The 20032-nt window shown below is 42.0% G+C and carries 12 protein-coding genes and 6 pseudogenes; 12 read left to right on the plus strand and 6 right to left on the minus strand.

The genetic code is table 11. The annotated features are described in order from the left end of the window. The first annotated feature begins 3 nt into the window (after window positions 1-3). From proC to desB, 3 genes and pseudogenes are all read left to right on the plus strand, one after another. Window positions 4-813, plus strand: a complete 810-nt coding sequence (proC, locus tag ACEWFH_RS02295) for a pyrroline-5-carboxylate reductase (protein ID WP_473725943.1) — start codon at window positions 4-6, stop codon at window positions 811-813. Continuing rightward, window positions 814-1883, plus strand: a pseudogene (locus ACEWFH_RS02300) (DEAD/DEAH box helicase); the annotation flags it as partial. It abuts the gene before it with no gap. A 201-nt stretch (window positions 1884-2084) separates the two neighbouring features. After that, the gene (gene desB, locus ACEWFH_RS02305; RefSeq protein ID WP_473725944.1) at window positions 2085-3167 is read left to right on the plus strand and encodes a Delta(10) desaturase DesB; all 1083 of its coding nucleotides are present in this window, start codon (window positions 2085-2087) and stop codon (window positions 3165-3167) included. 679 nt (window positions 3168-3846) lie between these two features. Here the strand turns inward: desB and ACEWFH_RS02310 are convergent. Beyond that, a complete protein-coding gene (locus ACEWFH_RS02310; protein WP_473727188.1) occupies window positions 3847-4077 on the minus strand; it encodes a nuclease-related domain-containing protein in 231 nt (76 codons plus the stop codon). A 352-nt stretch (window positions 4078-4429) separates the two neighbouring features. Here ACEWFH_RS02310 and ACEWFH_RS02315 point away from each other — a divergent pair, with 352 nt between their 5' ends. Further along, a complete protein-coding gene (locus ACEWFH_RS02315) occupies window positions 4430-4747 on the plus strand; it encodes a hypothetical protein (protein WP_473725945.1) in 318 nt (105 codons plus the stop codon). 41 nt (window positions 4748-4788) lie between these two features. On the opposite strand, the pseudogene ACEWFH_RS02320 reads toward ACEWFH_RS02315, so the two are convergent. From ACEWFH_RS02320 to ACEWFH_RS02335, 4 genes and pseudogenes are all read right to left on the minus strand, one after another. Next, a pseudogene (locus tag ACEWFH_RS02320) lies at window positions 4789-6452 on the minus strand (glycoside hydrolase family 13 protein). Window positions 6453-6543: 91 nt separating this feature from the next. After that, window positions 6544-6678 carry a hypothetical protein gene (locus ACEWFH_RS02325; protein WP_473725946.1) on the minus strand — a complete coding sequence of 45 codons (135 nt, stop codon included), beginning with the start codon at window positions 6676-6678 and terminating at the stop codon, window positions 6544-6546. 65 nt (window positions 6679-6743) lie between these two features. Next, window positions 6744-7534: pseudogene (locus ACEWFH_RS02330) on the minus strand (endonuclease/exonuclease/phosphatase family protein). 3 nt (window positions 7535-7537) lie between these two features. Further along, window positions 7538-9198 (minus strand): annotated as a pseudogene (locus ACEWFH_RS02335) (PTS transporter subunit IIBC). Window positions 9199-9800: 602 nt separating this feature from the next. On the opposite strand from ACEWFH_RS02335, the gene ACEWFH_RS02340 reads away from it, so the two are divergent. The 6 genes and pseudogenes from ACEWFH_RS02340 to ACEWFH_RS02365 all read left to right on the plus strand — a co-directional run bounded on the left by ACEWFH_RS02340 (window position 9801) and on the right by ACEWFH_RS02365 (window position 17259). Continuing rightward, a complete protein-coding gene (locus ACEWFH_RS02340) occupies window positions 9801-12173 on the plus strand; it encodes a M14 family zinc carboxypeptidase (RefSeq protein WP_473725947.1) in 2373 nt (790 codons plus the stop codon). Window positions 12174-12377: 204 nt separating this feature from the next. Further along, window positions 12378-12560, plus strand: coding sequence for a hypothetical protein (locus ACEWFH_RS02345; protein ID WP_473725948.1), 183 nt, complete (start codon window positions 12378-12380; stop codon window positions 12558-12560). A 39-nt stretch (window positions 12561-12599) separates the two neighbouring features. Further along, entirely contained in the window at window positions 12600-13097 is a 498-nt protein-coding gene (locus ACEWFH_RS02350) for a PTS sugar transporter subunit IIA (RefSeq protein ID WP_473725949.1), read from the plus strand. Window positions 13098-13156: 59 nt separating this feature from the next. Continuing rightward, a complete protein-coding gene (locus ACEWFH_RS02355; protein WP_473727189.1) occupies window positions 13157-14113 on the plus strand; it encodes an aminoimidazole riboside kinase in 957 nt (318 codons plus the stop codon). Window positions 14114-14452: 339 nt separating this feature from the next. Further along, window positions 14453-15834, plus strand: a pseudogene (locus ACEWFH_RS02360) (glycine--tRNA ligase). 321 nt (window positions 15835-16155) lie between these two features. Beyond that, window positions 16156-17259: a M24 family metallopeptidase gene (locus ACEWFH_RS02365; RefSeq protein WP_473725950.1), complete on the plus strand. Its 1104-nt coding sequence runs from the start codon at window positions 16156-16158 to the stop codon at window positions 17257-17259. Between the two features lie 260 nt (window positions 17260-17519). On the opposite strand, the pseudogene ACEWFH_RS02370 reads toward ACEWFH_RS02365, so the two are convergent. After that, window positions 17520-17941, minus strand: a pseudogene (locus ACEWFH_RS02370) (NUDIX domain-containing protein). A gap of 126 nt (window positions 17942-18067) precedes the next feature. Here ACEWFH_RS02370 and ACEWFH_RS02375 point away from each other — a divergent pair. Further along, window positions 18068-18670 carry a TetR/AcrR family transcriptional regulator gene (locus ACEWFH_RS02375; protein WP_473725951.1) on the plus strand — a complete coding sequence of 201 codons (603 nt, stop codon included), beginning with the start codon at window positions 18068-18070 and terminating at the stop codon, window positions 18668-18670. Between the two features lie 41 nt (window positions 18671-18711). Beyond that, window positions 18712-19998, plus strand: a complete 1287-nt coding sequence (locus ACEWFH_RS02380) for an MFS transporter (RefSeq protein WP_473727190.1) — start codon at window positions 18712-18714, stop codon at window positions 19996-19998. Window positions 19999-20032 lie beyond the last annotated feature (34 nt).

The following is a 20032-nucleotide window of genomic DNA, read 5'->3' on the forward strand; positions in this document are numbered from 1 at the left end:
GGTATGGAGAAAAAAATAGGTTTTATCGGGTTTGGAAAAATGGCACAGGCGATGGCTGGAGGGATGATCAGTTCAGGTTTGATCAGCCCAGATCAGATTATCGCGAGCATGCGAACGGAGAAAACACGCCTGTATGTAGAGAAACAATATGGTATTCACACATTCTCATCAAATAGTGACGTTGCAAAAGCGGCAGACGTGCTGTTCCTTGCTGTTGCACCATATTCATATTTTGAAGTGATTGAAGAGGTAAAAAAGGTAGTAAAGCAGGATGGTATCATCATTACGATTGCAGCGGGCATTACAACGGGAGACGTTGAACAAGCCTTTGGGAAAAAGGTAAAGGTCGTTCGAACGATGCCGAATACACCTTCACTCGTCGGAGCCGGTATGACAGCTGTTTCGGTAAACGATGAAATAACAGAGGAAGAGTTAAAGTCCGTGGAAGAATTGTTAAGCAGTTTTGGAAAAGTGGAGATCATCATAGAATCCCAGATGGACGCGATTCCTGCAATCAGTGGATCGTCACCTGCATACGTGTACATGATGATTGAAGCGATGGCAGACGGAGGAGTCGTACAAGGCTTGTCACGCGATCAATCCTATCGTTTAGCCGCACAAGCTGTTTTAGGAGCAGCGCAGATGGTGCTTGAAACAGGAAAACATCCTGGCGAGTTAAAAGATCAAGTAACGTCTCCAGGTGGAGCAACGATTGCGGCCGTCGCAACGCTCGAGCAAGAACGCTTTCGTGGTGCAGTGTTAGCGGCGATGGAAAGCTGCACAGAAAAAGTAAAGAAATTGGGGAAAAAGTAGATGGGCTTTAAAGAACTAGGCATTCATGATGAATTGATAGATATTTTGCTTCAAAACGGAATCGGTGAACCAACGCCTATTCAAAAGGAAACGATTCCTGTCATCTTAGAAGGTAAAGACGTTGTGGGACAAGCTCAAACAGGTACGGGAAAGACACTTGCTTTCGTGCTTCCTCTTCTGCAAAAAGTTGATGCTGAACGTGATGCGGTTCAAGGGTTGATCGTCGCCCCGACGCGCGAGCTTGCTATTCAGATTACAGCTGAAGTACGTAAACTTACAGAAGCTCTTGGTGAGATTAACGTGCTTGCTGTCTACGGTGGGCAGGACGTGATCGCGCAGATGCACAAGCTAGAGAGCAAGGTACATGTTGTTGTCGCAACACCTGGAAGGCTGCTCGATCATATTCGACGAGAGACGATCGACTTATCTCATGTTTCAACGTTCGTGCTAGATGAGGCGGATCAGATGCTTCATATCGGATTTTTAGATGATATAGAAGACATCATGTATGAGGTGCCAGAGGATCGCCAAACGTTACTTTTTCCGCGACGATGCCTGATGAAGTAAAGAAGCTGGCTGAAACGTATACAAACGATCCTCGTGATATTCACGTGAAAACGAAGCAGATTACGTTAAAAGAAATTCGGCAGCGTATTGTGGAAACGACGGACCGCGGGAAGCAGAATGATCTCGTTCAAACGATTCGTTTGCTGCGACCTTATTTAGCTATCATTTTTTGCCGGACGAAAAGAAGAGCTAGCAAGTTGAATGAGGCGCTTCAAAATATGGGATACAATTCCGATGAACTGCATGGCGACCTTTCACAGGCAAAAAGGGAAGACGTGATGAGGCGTTTTCGTGAAGGAGAGATTCAATTCCTTGTAGCAACAGATGTGGCGGCACGAGGACTTGATGTTGAAGGAGTCACTCACGTATTTAATTACGACATCGCGCTCGATACCGAAAGCTACATTCATCGGATTGGAAGAACGGGGCGTGCTGGCGGAAAAGGATTGGCTGTTACGTTCGTTGCTCAAAAGGACCGCCGATTGCTGCAGATCATTGAGCGAGAAACGGATCAGAAATTAAACGTTTTGAAATTAGAATATTTATAAGTTTATGGGTCATCCTTAAGGGTGACCTGTTTTTTATGGGTACATAATACCAACTATTATTACCTGGTAATAAAAATAGTTGCTTCATAAAACAAACCTTGTTACGATGATAAAGTACGAGAATTCGAAAGAGTCAGATTTAAAGGAGTTGAGCAAATGAAAGATTTACAATCGTTTGGCTGGTACGCTGCAAAAATCGCTCCAAAGCTGCCGAAAGAAGCTTTTAAACCAGTACCTTCAAGATTATGGGGTGGGCTCGTCTACTTATTGATCGCAATCGCCGGTATTTTAGTTATCGGGTTATTGAATAATTTACACCCTTGGTTAGGGATTGGAATCGCTGTTATATTAGGAACATGTTTTGCCGGAATGGGCTTTTTAGGACATGAGATCCTGCACGGAACCGTAATTCGCAAGCCATGGCTGCGTGACTTTTTAGGAGCAGTAGCCTTTTGGCCGTTAAGTGTTGGGCCGAAGCTATGGCGTAAGTGGCACAACACCACACATCACGTTCATACACAGCATGATGGAAAAGATCCAGATGCTTGGCCAACTCTAGAAAACTTGTCACACAAACCATTGTTACAAAAAGTGTACAAGCTCCCAATGTGGATGCGTTCGATCGTAAGCTTTGCTTTTTTATCTGTTTCGTTTACGCTGCACGGACTTTTCATGTTCAAACGATTCATTACTGAATTTAAACCAAGCAAACGACCATCTGTTTGGATTCAGCTGTTATTGCCGTGGGCGATGTGGCTGGGATTACTCGCTTGGCTTGGACCTGTAAAATGGTTCTTTGCGGTATTGATGCCATTATTAATCGCCAACGCCATCGTAATGAGTTATATTTCAACAAATCATCGTTTGAACCCGATGACAGACGTGAACGATCCGTTAGCGAACAGCTTAACGGTTACTGTTCCAAAATGGGTGGACGTGATCCACTTTAATTTCTCTTATCACACGGAGCATCATTTGTTCCCTGGGATGAGTCCGAAATATTATCCGCTCGTAAAAAAGCACATTAAAGAAATGTGGCCGGAGCGCTATCACGAGATGCCGCACTGGAAAGCCCTTGTTGCACTATGGAAGACACCGCACGTGTACTTTAATCAGACTCAGTTTGTAGATCCGGCGCCAGGTAACTTGTATCCATCGCTTGGACATGGGATGAATGAGACTGTGGAAGAGAAGCGGGAACGAAAATCAGTGAGCCGAACCACGAAAAGCATCCATTAATTTGGGTGTTTTTTTGTTTGTGTGAATTGCATGAATTGGGATTGGACAGATTAATTGCTGAATTGGACAAATTATTGGAGAGATTGGACAGATTATGGGGCCAATCGGACAGATTAATTGTGCAATTGGACAGATTACTGCTTCAATCGGACAGATTATTATTTTTGTTGCTCATTTAAGGAGCTTAAATCATATATTCTTCCTTTCGTTGCACCTGTATAGGGCAGTTTCATAGATGTTAAGAGCTTTGATGCCACTGAAATGGAAGAAAGCTTCAAAAAATCACGTGCCTGGTGGTTGGTTATGGTTGGCTGAATAAGAATGGAGTAATCTCTAATTGCGGTTAAGTGGGAATTAGTGCATGAATGTGAACAATGAGGACAAATCCAGGTTCGATACCCTTTTTTCATATCGAAAGCTAAACATTTCGTGCATTGTACACCCTTAATAATCATATCTTTACTAATTTTATACCGTTCAAATAAATTTACATCCCGTGGGGTGTGTTCTTTGATCAATCTTTTGGTGATTTTGTTCATCACATCCCTTGAAACAATCACACGTTGTTTATACTTTTTGTGGAAATCTCGAATTCGGTCTAATAGCTGAACACTATGAATCACTTTCCTCGAAACTCGACTACTCCTATCATCTGTTCTCAATACGGATTGGGAATGAGTCATAACAACCAAAGTTTCAATAGGAGCAGGGGATATTTATTTTTGAGCAGCCAGTTCTCAAGCTGATATTTTTGACGCTCAGCTTGTGCAATGGGATCTTGAAAGGGTTCTTCTATACCGTTTTTGGTGCGTAATAGTTGGTTGAAGGTATGGTCGAAGAATAGGTTTCCGGAGATGTTTTTCACTTCGATGATTAAAAAATACTCGGGATTTATAATAAGCGTGTCAATTTGAAAAAGGTAGAATCAAGGGGGATTCGGAGATCGTGGAGAACGTCGCAATCCTTTTTGTTTGGAAGCAGGTTTAGAAAGTAGTTTATAGAATCTTCACCACGAAATCCGGCCATCATTTTAGCGGTTTCTTTTTCAAGACTCTGTTTAACAAGTCCGTCATCTAACCGGTTCATCAAGACTTGAAGATTATTCATATAGAGCGGGTTCATTCTTACTTTTTTATCATAGCATCACTCCTCAGAATAAATTTCTCCTCTAATAGGAAAAAGTCCTTTAAAATTTCTATAGGATTGTTCTTAAGCCTGATAGAATAGATGCTGAGTGATTTGTTGCAAAAGGAGAATTGACTATGAAAAAAGAATTGAACTGTGAAAGCTGTTTGATGCCAATTAAGGCGAGGGACGAGCTGCGAACCGTGTGGGCATTTTTTAAGTTAAGGCCGTATCATAGATCGTGTTATGAAAATTCATTAAGAGGGGCTGTTCTTTTTGTAGGTAATCAGCCGATAAACGGATTTTCCGGGAATTTTACAGCACTTGCTGCATTTATCTTAGCATGGACTCCTTTGTTCACGGACATTACACCTGCCATAACGATTGTGTGTTCATTGATTGTCCTTTTGCGTCTATATTCATTTTTACGTTTTGAAAAACATCTACCACAATAAAAAAACGTGCTCTCCATCTTTGGAAAGCACGTTTTTCCTATTTATGCTTGCACGCGATAAACGCGAGCTTCGTATGGCTGCAACGTGAAGTTAGTTACATCTTTATGAGCTGCTACTTCTTTATTCGCCAATAGCAAATTCTGAGCGTTCAACGTAAGTGTGGACTCAAAAGCTGCAGCTTGCTTAGAAAGGTTCGTGATCACGACAACCTTTTCTTCTCCTAAAGTACGTGTGTAAGCATAGATTTGCTTGTCTTCTTCAAGAATCAAATCATACGTTCCATACGTGAAGACTTCGTTGTTCTTTTTAAGCGAGATCATCTTTTTGTAGAAGTTTAGAATTGATTTTTCATCTTGTTGCTGCTTCTCCACGTTGATCTCTGTGAAGTTTGGATTTACTTTCATCCAAGGTGTTCCGGTTGTAAATCCAGCGTTCACATCGCTGCTCCACTGCATAGGAGTACGGCTGTTGTCACGGGAAGATGCCCAAATCACAGACATGATATCTTCGTGTGAAACGCCTTCTTCACGCTTGATGCGATAGCGATTTTTGTCAGCTACATCATCATAGTCTTCAATAGAGTCAAACTGTACGTTCGTCATACCGATCTCTTGACCTTGATAGATGAACGGTGTTCCTTGCATCAGGAAGTACATCGCACCAAAGCTCGTTGCACTTTCATACCAAAACTCTTCATCATTACCCCAAGTAGAAACTACACGAGGTTTGTCGTGATTTTCGATGAATAATGCGTTCCAGCCCTCTTTTTCAAGGCCTTTCTGCCAGCGTGTTAACACTTTTTTAAGTTCAACAATATCAACTTCTGGATTTGTTTCAGCATCCCAAAGGCCAAGGTGTTCGAATTGGAAGATCATATCCATCTTTCCGTTTTCTTTTCCTACCCAAAGGTCCGCTTCATCGATCTTAACGCCGTTTGCTTCACCAACCGTCATTACATCATAGTTCGCATACGTGCGGTCTTTGAACTCTTGAAGGAACGTGTGGATGCCTTTTTGGTTCATGTGCATGTCGAATGAAGAAACGTATTTCTCTTTTTCGGGTTCGGCATGTCTGGGAAACCTTCACGCTTTTTAATGTGGCTGATTGCATCAATACGGAAACCATCGATCCCTTTATCAAGCCACCAGTTAACCGTATCATAAAGAGCTTCGCGAACTTCAGGATTTTCCCAGTTTACGTCTGGTTGTTTTGTTGAGAAAACATGCAGGTAATATTGATCTGTCTTTTCGTCATATTGCCAAGCAGATCCTGAGAAGATGCTTTCCCAGTTGTTCGGCTCTTTGCCGTCTTTACCGTCTCTCCAAATGTACCAATCACGTTTTGGATTGTCTTTTGAAGAACGAGACTCGATGAACCATTGGTGCTCGTCACTTGTATGGTTAAGAACAAGGTCGATGATCAGCTTCATATCGCGCTTATGAACTTCTTCCATCAATAAATCAAAGTCTTCCATCGTTCCGAAGTCATCCATGATGTCTTGGTAATCAGAAATGTCATATCCGTTGTCATCGTTTGGAGATTTGTACATCGGGCAGATCCAGATGACGTCGATGCCAAGGTCTTTAATGTAATCCAGACGCTGAATGATTCCTTTTAAATCCCCGATTCCATCTCCATTTGAGTCTTGGAAGCTGCGAGGGTAAATTTGATAGCCAACGGCTTCTTTCCACCAAACTTTTTCCATAATGTTACCTCCATGTTTTCTCTTAAACAACAGGGCAGGGGATACCGTAAAACGGCTCCCCATTGTCTGTTTGTTTTTTAAAAATGTTTCCTTATTCTTTATTGCTTTTTGTGGGAGTTGATCTCCGTTTCAGGTGCTTCGCTTTCCGCGGGGCAGGCGGTGAGCCCCTTGCCGCTTTGCGCCTTAAGGGTCTCACCTGACCGCTTGTCCCGCAGGAGTCTCGCACCTTACACTCCAATCAACGTATCAGAGTAGACTTTTTGTGAAACGAACCCACAAGGAGCAATTCTCTTACAAATACACCGTCACTGCAACACCTGCATGATCAGAGACCACCGGTGTTTCTTTTCCGTTAAAACGTACAAATGATTGCTGAACGTCAACGGGCTTGCTGCTTAAAATATAATCGATCCTGCGGCCAGCTTCGTTGTTGTCCCAGCCTGCAATAGATCCTATGATTGTGAGACCGTCATCTTTCTCTGAAGCCAGTTCATATGTGTCGTAAAGGCCTTTTTCTTTTACATAATCAAAGCCTTCACCACGAACGTTTGCATCGTTGTTTAAGTCACCCATGAGAAAGGAGAGACCTTCTTCAGGAATGTACTGCATCAATCGATCGAATTGACCTTTAAAAGGTTCGATGTCATCTTCCCACCAGCCAAAGTGACCAGAGAAAAATTGAATGTCTTGTCCCTCATAGGAAATTGAAGCTTTTACAATCTTGCGTGTTTTCCAATTGTGCATATCCTGCAAATCAGAAACAAAAAGCTTTCATGAGACGTAATCGGGTGACGGCTTATGATCGCCAATCCTTCTTCGTACGTCACATAGCCATAGTGCGCCATGTCCCATACAAAGTCATAATCTTCAACGCCAAGTTTCTTCATTAGCTCTAAAAGAACGAGGGCATAATTATCTTTTTTGATATTGTCTTTTACGAGAGGAGCGTCGATCGACTGCATGACCTCTTGTAGTGCGATAACATCATAACGCTCACTCGCGATATCGCGAGCAAGCATTTCTAATTTTTCCATCTGGTTCTCTTCTTGCCAAGCATGAACGTTTAACGTTAATAGCTTCATGAATTACATCCCCAAACGATCTTGAATATCAGATTTTAATACGTCAGCTTTTGGTCCGTAAATTGCTTGAACACCTTTATCTTTGATGATCAGACCAAGTGCGCCGTTCTCTTTCCATTCTTTTTCCGTTGCAACACCCGTAGTGTCTTTAACGGTTACACGAAGACGAGTCATACATGCGTCTACGTCTTCAATGTTGTCAGCTCCACCTAAAAGACCGATGATTGCTGAAGCTTGAGAGTTGTCTGTGCCTGTTGCTGCTTCGTTTTTAGCAGGTGCAGCATCACCTTCAGTTGTTTCGATATAGTTACCTGCACGACCTGGAGTAGGCAGGTTGAACTTTTGATCAATACATAGAAGATTGAGAAGTTTAATCCAAAGAATACGATACAAGTTAGAGCAAAATTGATTAAGTCACGCGTTAATCCTGCTTTTACAAGCAATGGTGTACGAGTTAATAATTCGATAAAACCGAATGCGTGAACACGTACGTGGATAAGATCTGCAACCGCGAACGCAAGACCAGTAGTAATTGCGTACACTACGTAAAGCAGTGGTGCAGCAAACATGAACATGAATTCGATCGGTTCAGTAACACCTGTTAAGAATACAGCTAGTGCTGCAGATAAGAACATAGACTTGTATTTTTTACGCTTGTCTTTATCAACGTTCATGTACATCGCAAGTGCGATCGCTACAAGTGATGCTGTTGAAAGAACAACTTGCCCCATTTTAAAACGAGCAGGTACAACATCATTTAAAAGTGCTTGATACGCTTTTGTATCTCCAGCAGCTAAGAAGTTGTTAAGATCATTGATCCAAGCAAGCCAAAGTGGATCTTGTCCAGCTACAGAAGAACCTGCACCTGACCCAGTCATGATCTGATACGTTCCGCCAAGCTCTGTATAGTTGATCGGCACCGTTAACATGTGGTGAAGACCGAATGGCAATAATAGACGCTCTAGTGTACCGAACACGAATGGTGCGATTACTGGAGCTGTGTTACGAGATGTTGCAATCCATTTACCAAAGTCATTTAACAATCCCTGAATAAATGGCCAAACCAATGCAAGAATCAGTGCAGTAACCACTGACCATAAAATAACAGCAAATGGTACAAAACGTTTTCCGTTAAAGAATGCTAATGCATTTGGAAGCTTGTTGTAGTTGTAATATTTGTTGAATAGTATCGCACCTAGGAAACCGGAAATGATACCGACGAAAACACCCATGTTAAGAGCAGGTGCTCCAAGAATTGATGTAAAATAGTCACCAACAATTAATTCACTGCCGAAAAGGGATTTAACTTTCGCACCCTCTTCAAGCATCATACCGCTGTTAACACCGAAGATCGCACCAGTAATACGGTTGATCAGGATAAACGCGATGACAGCCGCAAAGGCACCGCCGGCACGTTCTTTAGCCCAAGATCCCCCAATAGCTACGGCGAATAAAATGTGTAGATTTGTAATAATTGCCCATCCGATGTCTTCCATAACACGAGCAATCGTTTGCACTAAAGTCATGTCGCCACCAAACATAGCAATAACTTTACCTAGTGATATCATCAAACCGGCAGCTGGCATTACCGCTACTACTACAAGAAGCGCTTTACCTAGCTTTTGCCAGAAATCAAATGAAATGAGTTTTCCACGTTGTTTCAAAACGATTTCCTCCTTTAAGTATATATCTTTCGTTGCATTTTTGAAATCGCATTCAGTAGATTGCGAAAAAAATATGAATCGCTTACATATTTGTATATGCATGTCGGTGCAATCGTTTGCATAAGTGATTGTAAAATAAAACGGTTTCATTTACAAGTGATATTTCTTAAAAAATAAATAAAAGTTTTTCCAGTTGTTCTTTTTCGGGCCGGACATGGGAAACTTTGGCCTTGTGAGTGAAACGAAGGTCTTTCTGCGTGAAAAGAGTATGTTTGTGCTCGCAACTTCAGCAATCCTGCGCGTTAAACACACTCGCTCGGCGAAACGAGCCTCTTACTGCGCGAACGTGTAATAAATAAAAGAACACGTTACCGTAAAAACAAGTCTGTTTTCGCAGTCTTTGTTTTTCTTTGCAGCCGTTGTTCACTTCATGTGAATAAAGAACTATGAATATTTACTCATTTATATGCAGGGTTGAAATATAAAGAGGCATAACAAAATGACTGTGGAATATGGAGTATGGAAGAAAATAATAAAAAGATGTTGAATGAATATACATATATAAGTATAATTATTTTCGGATTGAGGAAGGGGAGAAACAAATGACAAAGAAAAAGTGGATGGCTGGTGCCTTGAGTTTAAGCTTACTTGCATCAATGCCTTATGCAGTAATAGCGGAAGCACCTCAAAAACAATGGACGAATGTAAATGCTTATGAAGAGGCTGATGGCAGCCCGTTTAACTCGGAACATTATGATTTTGTAAAATACTCAAAGATTGGTGAGATTCTTCAAAAATTTGATAAAGAAAGCAAGCGCGTGACATTGGAACAAACGGGTACATCTTCTGATGGTTATCCTATGTATGTTGTGACGATCTCAAACCCAGAAGACAAGGGGAAATACGGACATTACAAAAAGCTTCGCAAACAGATGTTCAAAAATCCTCAAAAGGCTCAAGATTGGATTGCTGAGAACCCTGATTTTAAAGTGCCGGTTATGATAAACGGATCCATTCATGGCACGGAATACGTAGGGTCGGATGCCGTTCTTCAACTGATTGATCGTTTTGCCAATGATAATGATGCGGAGACGCAAGAGATTCTTAAAAGTAACATTCTTATCTTTAATGTTGTAGCAAACCCAGATGGCCGTGTTGATGGGACACGCTTTAACGGAAACGGAATCGATTTGAACCGTGATTTCATTACACAGTCTCAAGAAGAAACGAAGCAGACAGTTGACTTAATTACCGAATGGAATCCGATGGTCTTTCTTGATCTTCATGGATATGTGAACAGCTCGGATGGCAAACCTGGCCTTATTGAGCCATGTACACCACCTCATAATCCGAACTATGAGTACGACTTGTTTTCCAAATGGGCTTTAGATCAGGCTGAGGCGATGGAAGCTGAAATTGTCGGCAATAAAGCAAACTATGAATCTGATCATTATAAAAATATGACAGGAACGTATATCCCTCAGCGTGATGACAGTGCTGGGTGGGACGATTATCCACCGATTTTTACACCGATGTATGCGATGTATCACGGGGCATACGGCTATACGCTTGAGGCACCGACAAACAGCTGGGACGGTGTGAGATGGACAAATGACGCGGTTATGGGTGCGTTGAAATTTGCAAGTGATAACAAACAAGGTATGTTAACGGATCAGATTGAGATTTTCGAACGTGGTATCAACTTTGATCATCCGTATCATGAAGAAGGGTTTTTCCCGAATGCCTATGTGCTTCCGGTGAATGAAAAGGATCCGACTGTTACTGAAAAAGCAGTGAACCACCTTCTTGAAAACGATATTTCTGTCGAAAAAGCAACGAAGGCTTTTTCGGCAAATGGACAAACCTATCCGGCAGGAACGTACATCGTTGATATGAGCCAAGCCAAAGCGGGTCTTGCTAACACGATGTTATGGGACGGGGAAGATATCACGAACGATACACCTGCGATGTACGACATTTCAGCATGGAGCCTTCCAGAGCTTTGGGGCTTTGAAGCGATTGAAGTAAAGGAAGAATTTAAAGCAAAAACAGCTCCTGTAAAAGAAGCGGACTATGCAGGTTCTGTAAACGGTAAAGGCCCGTATGTGATTTCAAACAGCTCTGTGCAGGCTGTGAAATTGGTGAATGATTTAGTAAAAGCTGGAGAAAGTGTTTATAAAGGCAATGATGGACAGTTCTATGTAGAGACTTTATCAGCATCCAATAAAACACTTGTAAATAAATTTGGTATCTCGTTAGAAACTGCTAAAATGCCAGCTCAAAAAGAAAAACTATCAACACTTAAAGTCGCAATATTGAAAGATGGCGGCATGAATAAAGCGCAAAGCCACGCTGGTACGAAACTAGCGCTTGACCGTTTAGGCTTTTCTGTAACTGAAGTAACTCCAATAGAAGTTGCGGAAAAAGGACTATCACAGTTTGATGCGTTCCTTTACTCCGGAACGGATGCGATGATGCAATACGAACGGTTAAGTGTTGGCAATAAGCCGTTTGCAGTTGGAACGAAAGAAGCCTATGAAAGATTTAAAGCAAATGTACAAACTTTCATCAATAATGGTGGAAAATATATTTCTGTAGGTGCTGGCGGTGCAAAAGCATCCAGTCAGCTAGGATTAACCTCAGTAAAAGTAAACACAGGCAATGCGAACAGCAACGGGATCGTAAAGGTGAATTATAATAAAGATGAAGTAACATCTGGATACAACACATCTGACCTTGGCTTCGTTTACAGACCGGTATGGTTTACGGAGTTAAGCAATGCGAAACCTGTAGCAACTTTAGCTTCTGGCGACTTCTTTGTTGCTGGTCACTGGAAAGGTAATGAACAAGCTGCAGGACAAGCGGTGATCGTGGAAGAGACGGACAAAGATGTAACGCTGATCGGACTTGAAGCTGGGTTCCGTGATCACACGGATTATTTATTCCGCTTACTATCCAATGCACTTTATCAATAAAGAGCCTTTCTAATTGACAACCAGATAAGCACTGCATTACTTTTATAGGGAAAGTTTACCCTGTTCAATTGAAAAAGACCTGAAGAGCATTGAAATGAATTCGTTTCTAGCTCTTTGGTCTTTCTTTGTATTTAGTCAGAATGTATCTTTTGTTTTTGGGGCTATTTTAGACAGACATCTTTGACAAGTTGATTGTAGTGGAAGGTGCGAGACTCCTGCGGGACAGGCGGGCAGGTGAGACACTTAAGAGTGAAACGTTGCGAATGTGGCTCACCGCCTGCCCCGCGGAAAGCGAGCAACCTGGAACGGAAATCAACCACTTTCAAGAGCAACACGAAAAATGCCCAAATAAAGCTGAAATGTTTTAAAGCGTTCAGACAGGTGTAAATTATAAAAGTAAGCAAACTGAAAGGTGAGTGAAAAGAGATGTTCAATAAATTATTTGGAAAAAAAGAAGTGAAAAAAGAAGAAACGGTTATTGCTCCGTTAACAGGTAAGATTGTAAACATTGAAGAGGTGCCAGATCCGACTTTCGCTCAAAAGATGATGGGCGACGGTATTGCGATAGAGCCGACTGAAGGCGTTGTGGTTTCACCAGTAGATGGAGAAATCGTTCAGTTCTTCCATACAAAGCATGCGATCGGGATTCAATCTGAAGCTGGAGCAGAAATCCTCATTCACGTGGGGCTTGAAACAGTGAGCATGAACGGTGAAGGCTTTGAAGGTCATGTGAATGTAGGAGATAAAGTAAAAGCAGGAGATAAGCTATTAAGCTTTGACCTGGACTTAATCAAAGAAAAAGCAGCTAGCACCGTTACGCCAATCGTTATCACAAATGGTGATGCTATTGAGTCTTTGGACAAGCGTGCGGCTTCTGAAGCAACAAAAGGTGAAACGTCATTATTGCAGATTAAAATGAAATAGTACATGGAATCAGGCTAACCATGCCTGATTTTTTTCCATATTGAAAAGGGGAGGCTATGATGAAAAAAGGAGTTATTTCTTTAGGAGAAGCACTTGTTGATTTTATTCCGACCGATGAAACGAACACGACATACCAGAAAAGTCCTGGCGGTGCGCCTGCCAATGTGGCTGTAGGTGTAGCGCGGTTAGGCTCAGCATCAACGTTCTTAGGAAAAGTAGGGGATGATGTTCTAGGGTCATTCATGATTGATACATTAAAGAGCTATGGTGTGAACGCTTTTCATGTGTACAAAACAGAAGAGGTAAGAACAGGTGCTGTTTTTGTGACATTAGGAGAAAACGGTGAACGTTCCTTTGATTTTTATATCAATCCTAGCGCAGACCGCTTTTTAGAAGAAAAAGATGTTCAGCCTAGCCTGTTTAAAGAACACAAAATCCTTCATTTCGGGTCCATCTCTTTAATCAGTGAGCCATCAAAAAGTGCCACTGAAAAAGCGGTTAGACTCGCTAAGGAAAACGGCATGTGGGTTTCGTATGATCCGAACCTCAGACTATCACTATGGAAGACGCCTGCGCACGCACGGGAGACGATCCTTTCGATGCTGCAGCATGCGGACATCGTTAAAATTTCAGAAGAAGAACTAGAATTCATTACAGGATTAAAAAAGGTTGAGGAAGGCATTAAGGTGCTTCAGCAGTATGATATTCCTCTCTTGTTTATCACTCTCGGTGATGACGGCAGTTACGTGGTAACGAGAGAAGGCGGAGAGTATATCCCTGCTAAACGTGTTTCCGCTGTAGATACAACAGGTGCAGGTGACGCTTTTGTCTCAGGCATTCTTCATTGCTTGAATGAATATACAGGAACGCTCGAAGACCTTACACTTGATGAAGCTAGTGATATGGCGTTATTCGGAAGTGTATCCGGAGCGCTTGCTGTATCAGTAAAAGGTGCGATGACGGCATTGCCGACATTGGATCAAGTGGAGAAAGAGCTTGCACAAAACAAGCAATAAGCGCATATAATAGGAAAATATTTTGACTAATGTTTTCGTTTTTTGGTAATATTATTTTATTATATAAGATGATATGCAGCTGTGAAGGATGAATAGTAACTAGTGAAACACTTCTTTAAGCGAGCTGGGGACGGTGTAAGCCCAGTAGAAGACATTAGTGAAACGGCAATCCGGAGTTGCTTTTGAAAAGAGGATTCGTTTTACATACGGATCAACTAGGGTGGAACCGCGGGAGATACAACTCTCGTCCCTGGGCATAGCGCCTTGGGACGGGAGTTTTTTATTTTTCATAAAAACCAACCCGATCCATAAGGCAAAATCCGAATGGGAGGAATAAAAATGTCAAAAAACATGGAAACCATCACAAATCATGCGAAACATCGCGGTTTTGTATTTCCGGGGTCTGAAATTTACGGAGGTCTTGCGAACACGTGGGATTACGGCCCGCTTGGTGTTGAGCTGAAGAACAACGTAAAAAAGCTTGGTGGAAAAAGTTTGTTCAAGAATCACCTTACAACGTAGGTCTTGATGCAGCGATCCTGATGAACCCTCGTACGTGGGAAGCATCTGGACACATCGGCAACTTCAACGACCCGATGATGGACTGTAAGAACTGTAAAGCCCGTCACCGTGCTGATAAATTGATTGAAGACGCAGCAGATCAAGCTGGTAAAGAAATTATTGTTGACGGTCTTCCTTTTGAAAAGATGGAAGAGCTAGTGAAAGAGTACAACATCGCTTGTCCTGAGTGCGGAAGCCATGACTTCACAAGCATCCGCCAGTTCAACTTGATGTTCAAAACGCACCAAGGTGTTACAGAATCAAGTTCAAACGAAATCTACATGCGTCCAGAAACAGCGCAAGGTATTTTCGTTAACTTTAAAAACGTTCAGCGCACGATGCGTAAAAAGCTGCCGTTCGGTATTGCACAAATCGGTAAGAGTTTCCGTAACGAGATCACGCCAGGTAACTTTACGTTCCGTACACGTGAGTTCGAACAGATGGAGCTTGAGTTCTTCTGTAAGCCAGGAAGCGAGATCGAGTGGTTCAACTATTGGAAAGATACAGCTGAAAATTGGCTGAAGTCTCTAGGTATGACGTCAGAAAACCTTCGTCTTCGCGATCATAACGAAGATGAGCTTTCTCACTATTCAAATGCGACGACTGATTTTGAATACAAGTTCCCGTTCGGCTGGGGCGAACTTTGGGGTGTTGCATCCCGTACAGATTTTGACTTGAAGCGCCACATGGAATTCTCAGGTGAAGACTTCAACTACATCGACCAAGAAACAAACGAGCGTTACATTCCATACTGCATCGAGCCTTCTCTTGGTGCTGACCGTGTAACACTTGCGTTCTTGATTGATGCTTATGAAGATGAGCAGCTTGAAGATGGTACTTCAAGAACGGTTATGCACTTGCATCCTGCACTAGCTCCTTATAAAGCAGCGATCTTGCCACTATCCAAGAAGCTATCTGAAGAAGCAACAGAAGTGTTCAGTTCACTTGCTAAAGACTTCAATGTAGATTACGACGAAACAGGATCTATCGGTAAACGTTACCGTCGTCAAGATGAAGTCGGTACACCGTTCTGTATCACATATGACTTTGATTCTAAAGAAGATGGCATGGTAACGGTACGTGACCGTGACACGATGGAACAAACGCGTGTGAAGATTGCAGATCTTAAGAGCTTTATTGAAGAGAAAGTACAGTTTTAAACTAAGGCTGTTTCTGTGATTCATTGTTGCACTTGTTGTTGGTTGATTTCCGTTCCAGGTGCTTCGCTTTCCGCGGGGCAGGCGGTGAGCCACATTCGTACGTTTCACGTATAAGTGTCTCACCTGACCGCTTGTCCTAGCCGAGAGTCTCACACCTTACACTCCAATCAACTTTCCAATGAAGCTCCAAAGATCAAAAGCTTAATAAAGCACACATTTGCTACTAGCAGTGTGTGCTTCTGTTTTTTCTCATGCGTTTATTCTACAATAGAGTATGAGAGATTAATTCATAGCCTACGGGCTTTTAGTGGAGGTATATACATGAACGAAGGACGTATTCAAAAGGTACAGAACTGGTTAAAGCAAGAGGGGCATACTTTCGCGTTCATTCATACGACGGCGAACGTGTTCTATTTATCAGGTTTATATTCTGATCCACATGAACGTGTGTTAGGAGTTGTAGTGTTGGCAGATGGTGAGCCATTTATGGTTTGTCCTGGAATGGAACGTTCACAAGCGAAAGACGCAGGCTGGACGTATGAGATTGTTGGGTACAGTGATTCTGAAGATCCCTGGGCTAAGGTTCAGGAAGCTTTGGCGAGCCGTGGTGTTACGTCTGCTTCTTCAGTTGCCGTTGAAAAAGAAACTCTTCCATACGCGCGCGGCGAAAAGCTGTTAGGCATGTTTGATGGCGCTGTTTTAGTCGGGGCGGAAGAACTGTTGAACGAGCTTCGTCTCATAAAAGAAGAGAGCGAGCTAAAAACGTTGCGTGAAGCGGCAAGATTAGCGGATTACGGCGTTGAAGTTGGAGTTGCGGCTCTTCGTGAAGGCGTAACAGAGATGGAAGTACTCGCGAAAATTGAATATGAATTGAAGCAAAAAGGGATTAGCGCGATGTCGTTTTCGACGATGGTATTGTTCGGTGAAAAAGCGGGACAGCCTCACGGAAAGCCGGGATTGAGAAAGCTTCAGCATGGCGACTTCGTATTGTTTGATCTAGGTGTTGTCCTTGATGGCTATTGTTCAGACATCACGCGTACTGTAGCGTTTGGCGATCTGGATGAAAAGCGCCGTGAGATTTACGATACTGTGCTTCAAGCGCAGTTAAAGGCTTTGGAAGCGTCTAAGCCGGGAACACGCATTGGTGACCTTGATGTGATTGCGCGCAACCACATTACGGAAGCGGGCTACGGAGATCACTTCCCACATCGTATCGGACACGGTCTTGGAATCGATGTTCACGAGTTCCCGTCCATGAGCGATAACAACGACGGCGTGCTGCGTGAAGGCATGACGTATACGATCGAACCAGGCATCTATATTGATGATATCGGCGGCGTGCGTATCGAAGACGACGTGTATGTAACAGCAGATGGGCACGAAACGTTGACGAGATACCCAAAAGAGCTGCAAATTATTAAGTAAATTAGAGTGAAAATGAGGGATGACTTGTATGAGAGTCATCCTTTCCTATATTTTAAGTTCTTAGAGTACCTCATGATTACAAATATTGCAGTTACTCAATAATAATCCTAGAAATTTCACCAATAATCCGGCGAGATATTAAGATAATACGGCGAGTTTTTCGCAGAATACGGCGAGTTTAACCTATATATCAGCGAGTCTACAAACTCAGACATAATACGACATCCGCAAATGCATGGGTCAAGTGTTCCTGATCTTTACTACTTCTTGTTGCTCTTTTTCGCATCCCACACTCTTTGAATCTCGAAAGTTCCTTCTTCAAAAACAAAGGGAATCTTTCTCTAAACCATTCTTGCATGGAAAGATCCAGTGCTTCATTCATCGAAACCCAAACCAATTCGCCTTCTGGCGGATCCAACAATAGCTCACCTTCAAACGTATTTGTCCAATAGTTAAACACCATGTACCTAACATTCTCTTGCGGGTTCACATACTCATCGATCCCTTTAAAAATAAGGTTAGAAACGGTTAATCCCGTTTCTTCCTTTACTTCTCTAATTGCGCCCTCTACTAAGCTTTCAGGGAAATCGACTTTCCCGCCAGGAGCTAAAAATCCTGGAAAACCACGGCTGTCCGGACGCTTTATCAATAGCACTTTATCTTCGTTTTGAACCATGCACATCGTGTAAAGACGATGCTCTATAGAATTAAGCACTCTTATGTTCCTCCAAAAAGTAGTTTACTTATTTTAACATACAGTATATAATAATGATTGATTAACCAATCATTTGTAAAAGGAGTTATAAAATTGCCTTTATCAGATAAACAGATTAAAGCGATGGAACAGAAGCGCGAGAAAATCCTTCAGCAGGCAATTATATTGTTTGCAGAACAAGGATATGAAAGCACAACGATTGCAAAAGTGGCAAAAGCCGCAGGTGTTAGTTTCGGAAGTGTATTTACGTATTTCGAAAACAAAGACCAGCTTTTTTATCATGCTGTTACTGAGCCTCTAGAAACTAAATATAAAACAGCCATGCTAGATTTTGATCCAGAAGCAGAGGATTTATTGAGTGAAATTAAAAGCATGATAGAGAAACATATTCGTATCTTTATCGAGATGCGTACATATTTGCAGTTGGTTGTTCAAGTGATTGGGCAGCACACTAAATTTCCGGAACCGTTTAAGGTCCTGGACGAATTCAGTCTTGAGTTTATTTTAAAGCTTCAAAAGATTATACGAAATGGACAAAAAAGCGGTGTCTTAGAGAAATCTGATGAGGACTTAACAGCCACATCTTATCTCGGATTTCTATTGGGGATCAGGCTAACCTTTACGGACTATGCGGTGTCACGAATCAGTGAACAGTTAAAAATACCAGCTTTCCAATTGCTATATCCGAAACGCTAAAATGTGTTTCGGTTTGTTTTTACCTAATAAATGATTGATTAATCAATCGTAAAAGGAGAGAGGAAAATGAATTTCTTTTCGTTTCATCGCAACATCCAGTTACGCTTAGTACTTCATTTTTTCACAACGTTTGCTTCTTCGGCTGTAATCCCATTTTTAGCTATCTTTTTTCTAATCAAGTAGGAGAATTTTCGACAGGTTTGATGTATATCGGTGTAATACTATCCGGCATAGCTGGAGCATTAATCGGAGGAAGGCGTTCAGATCAATACGGGAGGAAAAGTACAATCTTGCTAAGTGAGGGTATGATTGGTCTCGGCTATTTCGTTGCTGGAGGATGTAATCTGTTATTTACTCTTTCGCCTTATGTGAACTTTGTGTTATTCATTGCCATTCTATTTTTTACTGGTATGGTAGGACCTGCGTATGGAGCGGTTATTATTGATTCAAGTACGAAGGAAAATAGGAAAGCCATTTATACTGTTTCTTATTGGCTTAGTAATTTGGCAGTTGCGGCAGGAGGTTTAACGGGAGCTATTCTTTTTAAAACATACCCATATGAGCTGTTTTTAGGAATTGCATTGGTTGCCTTTCTCACATTGGCTGCAACATGGCTATGGCTACAATATGTTCAGTTTCCAAAGGCTGTTACTGGAGAAACGACAATAGCAACAAGAAGCTGGCAGGAGAAATATAAAGAAATATTGTTGAATAAAGAATTTATCCTTTTTACGTTGGCGGGATTGTTTCTTATCTCATTAGAAGAGAGTTTAACGACATATATCGGAATAAAACTTGTAAACGATATGAAAGACCCAGTAGCTTTACTTCCTTTCACCTCATATTTTGAAGTGGATGGATTTCAGCTGATCGGTTTACTTAAAGCAGAAAACACAATCTTAGTTGTTATGTTGAGTCTTGTCATAATGGGTATTTTTAAACGCCTCAAAGACCGCGACTTAATGCTCGGAGGTGGATTTGCCTACGCGCTAGGTTTTATTGTCATCAGCCATAGCACGATTCCGATAGTCTTAATCATTGCTATGTTCATTGCTTCAATAGGTGAACTGGCCCATATTCCTGCTAAACAGGCTTATGTGGCATCAATAGTGCCGGACGACTCACGCGGATCTTATATGGCTATATATGGCTTGTCGTTCCATTTGTCCGGAATGATAGCTGCCTTGTTTGTGATGTTAAGTGGTATTCTATCATCAGCTGCGATCACTTTGCTCTTTACCATGATGGGTCTTACTAGTTTAATCATTTATTATGTCTTATTCCAAACAGAGCAACCGGAAAAAAGTAAAGTTCAAACGTCAGCATAACAAAAATGAGCAGAGGATTTCTCTGCTCATTGCA

The organism is Fictibacillus sp. EA-CB0309 (genome assembly GCF_055814265.1).

What these genes read in the sequence shown, in the direction of transcription:
- proC (WP_473725943.1), top strand. Translation starts at nt 4, where the DNA reads ATGGAGAAAAAAATAGGTTTTATCGGGTTTGGAAAAATGGCACAGGCG.
- desB (WP_473725944.1), top strand. Translation starts at nt 2,085, where the DNA reads ATGAAAGATTTACAATCGTTTGGCTGGTACGCTGCAAAAATCGCTCCA.
- ACEWFH_RS02315 (WP_473725945.1), top strand. Translation starts at nt 4,430, where the DNA reads ATGAAAAAAGAATTGAACTGTGAAAGCTGTTTGATGCCAATTAAGGCG.
- ACEWFH_RS02340 (WP_473725947.1), top strand. Translation starts at nt 9,801, where the DNA reads ATGACAAAGAAAAAGTGGATGGCTGGTGCCTTGAGTTTAAGCTTACTT.
- ACEWFH_RS02350 (WP_473725949.1), top strand. Translation starts at nt 12,600, where the DNA reads ATGTTCAATAAATTATTTGGAAAAAAAGAAGTGAAAAAAGAAGAAACG.
- ACEWFH_RS02355 (WP_473727189.1), top strand. Translation starts at nt 13,157, where the DNA reads ATGAAAAAAGGAGTTATTTCTTTAGGAGAAGCACTTGTTGATTTTATT.
- ACEWFH_RS02365 (WP_473725950.1), top strand. Translation starts at nt 16,156, where the DNA reads ATGAACGAAGGACGTATTCAAAAGGTACAGAACTGGTTAAAGCAAGAG.